Annotated in this window: 10 protein-coding genes; 7 read left to right on the top strand and 3 right to left on the bottom strand. The window is 55.5% G+C overall.

The features are described 5' to 3' along the window. Window positions 1-642 precede the first annotated feature (642 nt). Entirely contained in the window at window positions 643-2,073 is a 1,431-nt protein-coding gene (locus CFR76_RS14210) for an alkaline phosphatase family protein (RefSeq protein WP_167402151.1), read from the top strand. Between the two features lie 131 nt (window positions 2,074-2,204). On the opposite strand, the gene CFR76_RS14205 is transcribed toward CFR76_RS14210, so the two are convergent. Beyond that, complete coding sequence (locus CFR76_RS14205) at window positions 2,205-3,011, bottom strand: ABC transporter permease (RefSeq protein WP_025440051.1); 807 nt, start codon at window positions 3,009-3,011, stop codon at window positions 2,205-2,207. After that, window positions 3,008-3,637 carry an ABC transporter ATP-binding protein gene (locus CFR76_RS14200; RefSeq protein ID WP_025440052.1) on the bottom strand — a complete coding sequence of 210 codons (630 nt, stop codon included), beginning with the start codon at window positions 3,635-3,637 and terminating at the stop codon, window positions 3,008-3,010. The genes CFR76_RS14205 and CFR76_RS14200 overlap by 4 nt, the downstream gene beginning before the upstream one ends. 368 nt (window positions 3,638-4,005) lie before the next feature. Here CFR76_RS14200 and CFR76_RS14195 point away from each other — a divergent pair, with 368 nt between their 5' ends. Next, window positions 4,006-4,899, top strand: coding sequence for a multicopper oxidase domain-containing protein (locus CFR76_RS14195; RefSeq protein WP_025440053.1), 894 nt, complete (start codon window positions 4,006-4,008; stop codon window positions 4,897-4,899). Here CFR76_RS14195 and CFR76_RS14190 read toward each other — a convergent pair. Beyond that, window positions 4,883-5,640 (bottom strand): IS5 family transposase gene (locus tag CFR76_RS14190; RefSeq protein ID WP_095666528.1). Its coding sequence is split into 2 segments (ribosomal slippage): window positions 4,883-5,319 and window positions 5,319-5,640, totalling 759 coding nucleotides; the frame shifts between segments, so codons are not numbered across the junction. The genes CFR76_RS14195 and CFR76_RS14190 overlap by 17 nt on opposite strands. Window positions 5,641-5,797: 157 nt before the next feature. Here CFR76_RS14190 and CFR76_RS14185 point away from each other — a divergent pair. From CFR76_RS14185 to CFR76_RS14165, 5 genes are all read left to right on the top strand, one after another. Then, on the top strand, window positions 5,798-6,793 hold the full coding sequence (locus CFR76_RS14185) for an IS481 family transposase (protein ID WP_025440056.1): 996 nt from the start codon (window positions 5,798-5,800) through the stop codon (window positions 6,791-6,793). 119 nt (window positions 6,794-6,912) lie between these two features. Further along, window positions 6,913-7,101 (top strand): hypothetical protein, encoded by a 189-nt coding sequence (locus CFR76_RS14180; RefSeq protein WP_025440057.1) that lies wholly within the window; start codon window positions 6,913-6,915, stop codon window positions 7,099-7,101. A gap of 220 nt (window positions 7,102-7,321) precedes the next feature. Further along, entirely contained in the window at window positions 7,322-8,530 is a 1,209-nt protein-coding gene (gene hmpA, locus CFR76_RS14175) for an NO-inducible flavohemoprotein (protein WP_025440058.1), read from the top strand. Between the two features lie 2 nt (window positions 8,531-8,532). Continuing rightward, window positions 8,533-8,901, top strand: a complete 369-nt coding sequence (locus tag CFR76_RS14170; RefSeq protein WP_019092496.1) for a DUF488 domain-containing protein — start codon at window positions 8,533-8,535, stop codon at window positions 8,899-8,901. A 322-nt stretch (window positions 8,902-9,223) separates the two neighbouring features. Then, window positions 9,224-10,255 carry an IS110 family RNA-guided transposase gene (locus CFR76_RS14165; protein WP_025440059.1) on the top strand — a complete coding sequence of 344 codons (1,032 nt, stop codon included), beginning with the start codon at window positions 9,224-9,226 and terminating at the stop codon, window positions 10,253-10,255. The last annotated feature ends 44 nt before the right edge of the window (window positions 10,256-10,299 follow it).

Below are 10,299 nucleotides of genomic sequence, written 5' to 3'. Positions count from 1 at the left end.
TCACGTCGGGCAATACCAGTCCATGTCACCATTCACTCCATCTCTTCGTAAAGACGGATGAATCACAACAGGCTGGTATTGTTCAAAAACTTTCGGATCGGGCTCTGATGTTCCGGACATGATGACCTCATTCATCCATCAAATCATGCGATAGTTATCCCTCACGCAATTGGCCTTTTGTGTGGAGAATTCTCTTTTAAAGAATAATAATTCAGCCGATCAAGAATATCCGTACAATTATCTACTCACTTATTTCTTTGCACCTAAATGGTCGCATCGCGGCCATGCCCGATGAACTGGAATGCTACTCGTTCAAAATTTACAAATGGAAGTATTTATGAATATAATCGTACTTGTTTCGTTAGTCGTAAGGTTGTCTATTAACGATATTGTATAATTTAAGAAAGTTATTATATATAATATGTTCCGCACAATATATTTAATATTATGGGAATATAATTTTTTATATAAGTGTTTATTGTGATGCTTAATAACACATTCCCAGTCCACAGGACTTCTCATGCCAGAAATTTCATACTATCATATCAATCTCAACAACTTTACAGATATTAATTTTTAAGGCAATTATTAGAAAATCATATTTAGTTATATATGAGTTTTTACAAGGATTATTATCTTCCGATGAGTGAAAAAAATATGCCAGATATCGAGAATGTTATTGTCCTGATGCTGGAAAACAGATCATTTGACTGTATGCTTGGGTTACTATATTCAACAGAAGAGGAATTTAATGGATTAACGGGAACAGAATACAATATATGGCATAAACAAGACGGTTCGGAAGAATCGGTCCCGGTCTGGTCGGATTCAACGCTAGATCCTGCGTCCATCTATGTGCCCACTCCTGATCCTGGAGAGACCTTCAACGATATTCACATGCAGATCCATGGGCTGAACCCTAACGTTGCAACTAGCCCTTCAGGTTCCAAGATGGGCGGGTTTGTTGACAATTATATGCGACTTGGACACCCGCAGCAGCATGACCCCCACGCCGTCATGCATTATTTCACGCCGATCCATGTTCCCGTCATCAGCCAATTGGCTCGGGCATTCGGTGTGTCTGACAGCTGGTTTGCATCTGCACCATGCCAGACGTGGCCGAACAGATTCTTTGTTCACACTGGCACTGCAGATGGTTTTGTGAACAATACAACAGATCACATCTACACAATGGAGACGGTATTCAATCGTCTCACTGATAAAAAGAAAGACTGGCGAATTTACTTTCATGATATCCCCCAGTCAGCAACTTTGACGCGTCTATGGGGAAGACCTGAGTGCTTCAGGCGATTTGGAGATGATTTCGCAAAGGATGTAAAAAAAGGAAATCTTCCAGCCTATACCTTTATCGAGCCGCGCTATTTTACCGATCTGGATGGCAAGCATGCTCCAAACGATCAGCATCCGCCCCATAATGTCGCCTATGGCGAGGCTCTGATCGCCTCTGTCTACAATGCACTACGTGCAGGATCGAAATGGAAACAGACACTCTTCATCATTACCTATGATGAACACGGCGGTTGTTTTGATCACGTCACACCACCTGCGGCTACACCGCCAGGGGGCCCAACTCCACGTTCCTACCATTTTGATTCTTATGGCGTACGGGTCCCAGCCGTGATTGTCTCGCCTTACGTCAAAAAGGGAAGCATCATACGGTCGCAGGAACAAACGCCTTTCGACCATACCTCAATTCTGGCGACCCTTCGCAAACTTTTCGGGATTGAAAGCTTGACTGCGCGGGACAAAGCGGCACCCGATATTCTTTCCTGCATGACAACGACGCCTGACAATGAGGGGCCAATATCCGTTTCCCCTGCAAGCTGGGGCGCTAGTGAAGCGGAAGTCCGTCGAATGGATCAGGAACTTCCCAATGAACTGCAATCCAGTCTCGCAGCTGCGGCCTGCTTCCTGCCGCCGGAAAATACAGATCTGGCTTCGCATATCGAACGCCTTAAAAGCAACTCACCACCATGCCCAAAACATGCCACCACTGGTGATGCTGCCGCTGCCGCAGATGAAAAAATGCGCGCCTTTCTAGGAGGTAGATAGCCAGTCAGGCTCAAAAACAGAAACGTTTCGACAAGACAACAGGCATGATCGGAACCACATCAGGCTTTTCGGATTCCTAGACCAACGAGGACAATAGGAAGCAGGTACTACAACGCAATTCGCCCCTAGCCTTAGTCCCTGGATCTGGAAAGCAGGCGTTCCAGCCGCAGCCGTCCGCGGCTATCCGTTAGGTGCCAGGCCATCAGATATGCCGCAAACGTCGCGCCGATCAGGTTGCCACTGACGATCAGCGACATCAGCAGAACCTGGTATCTGGACGCAGCCAGCGGGTTCATACCCGCCAGGATCTGCCCGGTCATGATGCCGGGCATGGTCACGATCCCGGCGGCCGCCATCTGGTTCAGCGTGGGCAGCAGGGCCGCGCGGATAGCCTGACGGATCAGGCCATTCATTGCCTGCGCGCGGGTCGCCCCCAGAATGATCCGCGCCTCGATCGCCTGACGTTCGCGCGTGATGGCAGACAGAAGCGTGTTCATCGACAGGCTAGTTGCGTTCATGACATTGCCCAGTAACAGGCCCGTCAGGGGGATGGCCGTGCGGGCAACGTACCATGGATGGGGCTGGAGTGCGGTCAACAGCCCGATCAATACTACGATGACCGTCCCTGTCGCCGTGGCCACCCCGGCGATTCCAAAATGCCAGCCCGGACAAAGGCGGACCTGTTGACGCGACCCGGCTTCCCATCCTGCTGCGGAAAACATGAACGCCAGAAGCCCGATGGTCAGCCACACCGACGCATGGCCAAACACGAACAGCAGAACACTGCCGACAAGCGCAAGCTGTACTGCCATGCGCACGGCGGAGACCAACAGTGCCCGCTGCAGCCCCAGCGACAGCAGGAACGACAGGGCGCTGCTGGTGACAATCAGGGCAGCCGCAACCAGCATATCCCCTGTCGTCAGCACAATGGGATTCATGGCGCGATTTCTTCCATGTGTCCCTGCGCTATCCGAAACCGTTTCCCAGCCATGCGCGCCGCCTGCTGCATGTTGTGGGAGACCAGGACAATAGCCGTCCCCCGTGCCCTTACTGCCTGCAGGACGGCTTCAACCCTGTCCGTCGTGGCGGCATCCAGCGCCGAACAGGGTTCATCCAGCAACAGGACACGGGGGTGCAGCAGCAATGCCCGGATCAGGGCCAGCCGCTGGCGTTCTCCCGTAGACAGGCGTGACAGCGGTGTGCGCAGGCAGTCTTCCCGAAGGCCAAGACGCCCGATCAGATCGTGTACTTCGTCCGTATCCGCCATGTGATCCAGAACGATATCGGACCACCATGCAGGTTCCGCCGGGACATATTGCACCAGACGCCGCCACCGCTCCGCTGGCATGTCTAAGCAGGGCTGTCCATTAATACGTACCTCGCCTTCATGCGGGTCAAGATCCGCGATCATGCGGAGCATCACCGTTTTCCCGCTGCCCGATGGGCCGGTGATCGCCACGCACTGACCCGTCAAGACGGAGAATGTGAACGGGACACCATAGGCGCTGCACAATCCCTGCACCTCGAGAGCCAATGTCCCGGCAGCATATGTCGCGGCAATCATTCGTCCTCCTGAACGGTCGGTCCTGCCCGTTCGCGTGAAAACATCGGTCACTTCACCAGTCAGATCCATAATTTTCCATATATCTTCGTTTTTCGATATATGGAAACATGGTATCTCCCGGCGATCCTGGGCGTGGTACCACCGTTGCAATGAAATGCGTGATCTGGCAGCGATCCATGCCCGGTTATGGACAGGCTTAGCCAGCGTGACTGCTTGCCCCGGATGAACGCGTGTCAGCCCGTCCCTTCAGCCACGTCATGGAAACGGGGCGACGCACCACACGGCGCGGGTATTGTCTTTTCCGCGGAACCGACCAATGGCTGCGGGCGTTCGGAAACCTACCTGTTTCCTCATGACTGGACAGTATCATGATGCTCGATCGCCGTTCCTTTCTGACGCTGGCCGGGTCAACGACACTGGCGGCCATGATCCCGCATGGGGCCCAAGGCAGCAGCCCCGTCATGGGTGAAAAAGCAGACCATACGCTGCGGATCGCCACGGGACGGGTTGAACTTGCCCCTGACCGCATAATTTCAACCACGCTCTATAATGACCAGTTTCCCGGCCCCCTACTGCGGTTTGAGGAAGGCCGGCGCAGTATGGTCGATATCTTCAATGATACCGACACGCCGGAACTGGTACACTGGCATGGCCAGATGATCCCGAGCGTGGTGGATGGGGCGGCGGAGGAAGGCACGCCGTTCATACCACCGCATGGCATGCGGCGGATCAGCTTCCTGCCACGACCATCGGGTTTTCGCTTCTACCATACACATGTCATGGCCGGGGGCGATCTCAATCGTGGCACCTATACCGGGCAGGTCGGGCCACTCTATATCGAACCAAAGGATAATCCCGGTGCCTATGACCGCGAGATATTCCTTGTTCTGAAGGAATTCGAGCCATTCTTCAGTCGTGGGGGCGACATGGCGGGGGATGCGCTTGCGGGTGAACCGGTTGACGACCTCCAGCAGATGGGAAAGGCCGCCGACGCGACCGCCACGCAAAAGACGAAGGGGTTGGAGGTCGGCTACAGGTCATTCGCGATCAACGGAAAGATGCTGGGCCATGGCGAACCCATCCGAGTGAAACAGGGCGAGCATGTACTGTTTCACATCCTGAACGGCAGCGCCGGTGAAATCCGTAGCCTTGCATTGCCGGGCCACACCTTCAGGGTCATGGTCCTTGATGGCAATCCGGTCCCCACGCAGGCCGAGGTTCCAGTGCTGTGGCTAGGCTCAGGACTCATAACCAGAACATGACGGTTGCAGCGAGGCAGATGGCGGAGAAGAAGACGGTCGGACATCTGTCATAGCGTGTGGCGACCCGTCGCCAGTCCTTGAGGCGACCGAACATGATTTCGATGCGGTTGCGACGTTTGTATTTTCGCTTGTCATATTTGACTGGTTTTCCGCGGGATTTCCGTCCCGGGATGCAAGGCCTGATCCCTTTTTCCTCCAGGGCATCCCTGAACCAGTCAGCATCATAACCCCGGTCCGCCAGCATCCATTGTGCCATGGGCAGGCTGTCCAGCAGAGCAGAGGCTCCGGTGTAATCACTGACCTGTCCTGCTGTCATGAAAAAGCTCAGCGGTCGTCCGTTCTGATCGGTGACCGCATGCAGCTTGGTATTCATACCGCCTTTGGTGCGACCGATCAGACGGCCTGGATCCCCTTTTTTAACCGCAGACTGGAAGCCGTACGGTGTGCCTTGAGATAGGTCGCATCAATCATGATGGTCCGAGGCTCAGCCTTCGCGGCAGACAGGCCATCCATCATCCGCATGAAAATGCCCATGTCGCCCCAACGCTTCCAGCGGTTGTAGAGCGTCTTGTGCGGACCGTATTCCCGGGGCGCATCACGCCAGCGCAGGCCATTACGGTTCACGAAAATGATGCCGCTCAGCACGCGGCGGTCATCAACGCGAGGTTTGCCGTGGCTCTCGGGAAAGAACGGCCGCAGACGCTCCATCTGTTCATCCGTCAGCCAGTACAGGTCGCTCATCTTCAGTCTCCTCACAGAGCCTGAATCAAAATTCCCTACAAAAATCAATAGGTCCTGAGCCTAGGTGTCAGGTTGTGAGACGTCATTGGGATGATGTAGGGTGGGCAATACCGCGTTACTCTTCATGGTTTTCTTCCGTTTGCAGGGAGACTGAATGATGCTTCAGATCCATCCACAGGCACGTACGACACCGGCCGTCCGGGCTGACATAGCCCGCTCATCGGAATCGACATCCGTGCTCGCCAGACGCTACGGGATCAGCGAGGAAACTGTCCGCAAGTGGCGCAGGCGTGGTTCAGACGCCTGCCAGGACCGCAGCAGCCGTCCCCGGAAACTGGCCTGGAAAGCCTCGGAGGAAGAGCGCGCCATTGTCTGTCAGCTTCGGCGTTCTACCGGTTTTGGCCTGGATGACCTGACCTTTGTCGTGCGGCATTTCCTGCCTCATATGAATCGGGACAACATCTGGCGGATTCTGAAAGATGCTGGATTGAACAGGCTGCCTCCTGCTCCAAAGACCGGACCAGTTCGGGGACAGGGAACATTCCGGGATTACGATCCCGGTTATGTCCATATTGATGTGAAACATCTGCCCAAATTGCAGACGGCAGATGGAGAACGGCGGAAACGTTTTCTATATGTCGCCATTGATAGATGCTCCCGTTCGGTACATCTGGCCGTCTATGACGCGGAAAATGCCGATAATTCCGTCGATTTCCTCAAAGCTGTCAAAACCGCCTTTCCTTTCCGGATCACCCATATTCTGACCGATCGTGGTTCCTGTTTTACGGCGGATTCCTTTGAAAAAGCCTGTCATGACATGGGAATCGACCGACGCCGGACCAAAGCTTACTCCCCTCAGACCAATGGAATGGTCGAACGCTTCAATGGCCGTGTCGCCACAGAGGTGTTGCCGGTCTGTGTCTCAAGCCATAAGGATCTGGAAATTCTGCTCAGAGGCTTCTGTTTCGCTTACAATCATCGCCGGCAGCGTGTTCTGGGCGGCATAACTCCCGCCCAATGCATCACGTCGTGGCTTGAAAAACATCCCGCGTTCCGTAATCCTGATCACATCAAACCGGCTGATCGTGACATCATGAAGCAGGTCGACGAAATCCTTGATTACGCCAATGACGTCTCACAACCTGACAGCTAGACAACACCGGCATAATCGCCTGATCGTTGAAGCGTGCATTCCGGGAGCGCTTCGTCACCGCTCAAGTGCTTGATCGAACATCCACGCCGCCACCTTCGAGCAAGGTAACATATGGCCGCATGGTTGGACTGATCCCCGAAATCAAGAACGCCATGCACTTCCGCTGGCTTGGATTTGCGTCCCAAGATCCGTTCCTGCACACCGTCGCGGCCCACGAATACTCCCTCTTGTGCCCACTGGCTGTCCGGTCATTTGAAATCATCCTGCTGCAAGGATTATGCGGACGGCATCAGGCCATCAACCTGTAAGCAGGCTTCATGCTGCTGAGTGGGAAACGGATGGAGCATGTTCCCGATACGCTGGGCACTGGAGCACCGCGTACGAGATTATGCAGATGTTTTCGGACCACCCAACAAAACGACCCATGCATAAAAGGTATGCGTGGCCATAAAGGTATAAAATATTGACATCTTAAAAGACATCCATAAAGATTTCCTAAATATATATCTTTAAGAAAGATCGGAAAAAATGGCGTCACCTTTGGATGACAAGACCCGCAGCATCATCAAGGCCTGCGTGCCCGCGCTGGAAGCACATGGTCTGGCGATAACGACGGAAATGTATCGCCGCCTGCTGGCCAATCCGGACATTCGTGACCTGTTCAACATTTCGCACCAGAAGGATGGAGAGCAGCCAAAGGCGCTGGCGCTTGCAGTGCTGGCCTATGCCCGCAATATCGACAACCTTGGTGCCATGGCCGGTGCGGTCGAACGCATTGCGGAAAAGCATGTCGGGCTGAACATCCTGCCCGAGCACTATCCTTATGTTGCCGATGCCCTGCTGGGCGCCATCGCCCATGTTCTGGGGGATGCGGCAACCCCCGAGATCATGGATGCATGGGGCAAGGCCTACTGGTTCCTGGCCGAAATCCTGATCGGGCGGGAAGAACAGATTTACGTGGCCCATGCCGCGGCCCCCGGTGGCTGGGTTGGCTGGCGTCCCTTCCTTGTCAGTCGCCGCACGGTGGAAAGCGAGACCGTTACCTCTTTCGAACTGGTACCCGTCGATGGCAAACCCATCATGCGCCATGTGCCGGGACAGTATCTCAGCTTCCGCCTCGATGTGCCGGGATACGGGTCGGAACGGCGGAATTACAGCATTTCTTCCGCACCCGGTTCCCGGTCCTACCGCATCAGCGTCCGCCGTATCGATAATGGCGTGGTATCCGACTGGCTGCATGACAGCGTGCATGAAGGCACGGTACTGCAGGTATCCGCGCCAGCGGGTGATTTCACGCTGGGCAACCCGGCCCCCGCACCCATCGTATTTCTCAGCGCAGGGTCTGGCCTGACGCCCTTCATTTCCATGCTGGGCGCGCTGGATGCGGACGCAGCCAGAGGCGTGCGTTACATCCACACCACCCGCACGCCCGCAACGGAAGCCTTTGGCCCCTATATCCGTGACCTTGCAGCAAAGGACATGCTGCACGCCGATCTGTTCTACAGCCGCGCTACACCGCAGGCAGCACAGGACGCCACAGGCGTCACCACCCACGCAGGCCGCATGACACCAGCATGGCTTACGCACGAAATCGACCGGTCCGCGAGCTATTATATCTGCGGTCCCGACAGCTTCATGCGTGATGCCATCGCCACGCTGAAGGCGGGTGGCGTGCCCGAAAGCCAGATCCGTTTCGAATTCTTCGGTTCCGCGGCGGATGCGGCCCTGGTCGGATAGGCATGGCGCACCCCATCCATGTCAGGCGGGTTTATGACCCGCCCGCACCCGATGATGGCAGCCGCGTGCTGGTGGACCGGCTGTGGCCCCGTGGGGTCAGCAAACAACGCGCTGACCTGACGCTGTGGCTGAAAGATATCGCGCCCAGCACCGGACTGCGGCAATGGTTCGGGCATGACCCGGCCCGGTGGGACGGGTTTCAGGAACGCTACAGCGCGGAACTGCAGGCCAATCCCAATCCGGTGCAGCAGTTGCTGGACATGGCGCGCGCCGGTCCCATCACCCTGCTGTATGGCGCGCGTGACACGCAGCATAACGAGGCGGTTGTACTGGCCGCCTACCTTCATCGCCTGCTGGACCACGCGTGCTGAACGATACCGCCATTTCCTGTGTCAGCACGGCAGAAGGCATATCCCTTCGACCCGAATGGTCGCGGGTTGACGTGCTCCCCATTTTGTATCCACCCAAAATGAAGAGTTCCCGGTTTTCATGTCTCGAGGTTGATGAGAAGACAAGGGTCTCGGGCGCATGCTTCCAAGCCCCTTGCCTGATGGCCCGAGCATGTGTCCTGCCTTCCCGGTTGGGAATGTGTATTGTAGATCGGACCGACATTCAAGATGGGGTGGACGGCCTCCATGCGGCATCAATGTGCCATGCTGGGGTCGGAATGACCATCCAGAGGAGACCGCCCGGATGAAAATTACCATGATCGGCCTGGATATCGCCAAGTCCGTTTTTCAGGCGCACGGCACAGATGCAAACGGAAAATGTCTTCTCAAGCGAAAGCTCGGGCGCAGTGAGGTTGCCTCATTCTTCGGGAAACTCGAGCGGTGTCAGGTCGTGCTCGAAGCTTGCGGCACATCGCATCATTGGGCGCGCGTCATCCGCGATGCGGGTCATGACGTGAAACTTATTCCGCCGGACATGGTCAAGCCGTTCGTCAAACGTGGCAAGAAAAACGACGCTGTTGACGCCGCAGCCATCTGTCTTGCGGCACTCCATCCCGACACGCGCTTCGTCCCGATCAAAAACGAAGAACAGCAAAGCCTGCTCTCGTTACACTCAACGCGCACACTATTGGTCAAACAGCAGACGATGCTGGTCAATGCGTTGCGCGCGCTTGCAGCGGAATTCGGCTTGATCGTGCCGTTGGGAAACAGTCGCCTGCCCGATCTTCTGGCGAAAATCGGGACATCACCCGATTTGCCCGACGTCATGAAGCAGACCGTCATTTTGCTCTTCGAACAATACGGAAAGTTGAGTGAAAGCATCGGATGCCTGGAAAGGCGAATCCAGGCGCAGGCCAGGCAGGACGAAGATGCCCGTCGTCTTTTGACAATACCCGGCATCGGCCCGATGACCGCGTCCTTGATCGTGGCATCTGTCACGGATATCGACACTTTCGAAAGTGCGCGGCACTTCGCGGCCTGGCTTGGACTTGTGCCGCGCCAGCACTCGTCCGGCGGAAAGGTCCGGCTGGGCAGGATTACGAAAACGGGCAACCGGGAAATAAGGAAGCTGCTCGTTCTGGGGGCGACATCCATGTCCTTCCGCGCGCAGAAATGGACAAGCGCCGCAGGGGCATGGCTTTGCAAGCTTCTGGAGCGTCGCCCAACACGTCTTGCAACCGTCGCACTTGCCAACAAACTGGCCCGGATCGTCTGGGCTCTGCTGTCGCGCAAAGAGATCTATCGTCCGGCCGGCCGCAATGTCGCTGTAATCTGACATGCGCTGCCAAGACGATGGATGCCGGGGTTCGCCCCGGTAGA

The sequence above is a fragment of the Komagataeibacter swingsii genome, assembly GCF_003207895.1.
GTDB classification, from domain to species: Bacteria; Pseudomonadota; Alphaproteobacteria; order Acetobacterales; family Acetobacteraceae; genus Komagataeibacter; species Komagataeibacter swingsii.
The sequence above is the reverse complement of the archived record's forward strand: the minus strand, read 5'-3'. Positions and strand labels throughout refer to the sequence as shown.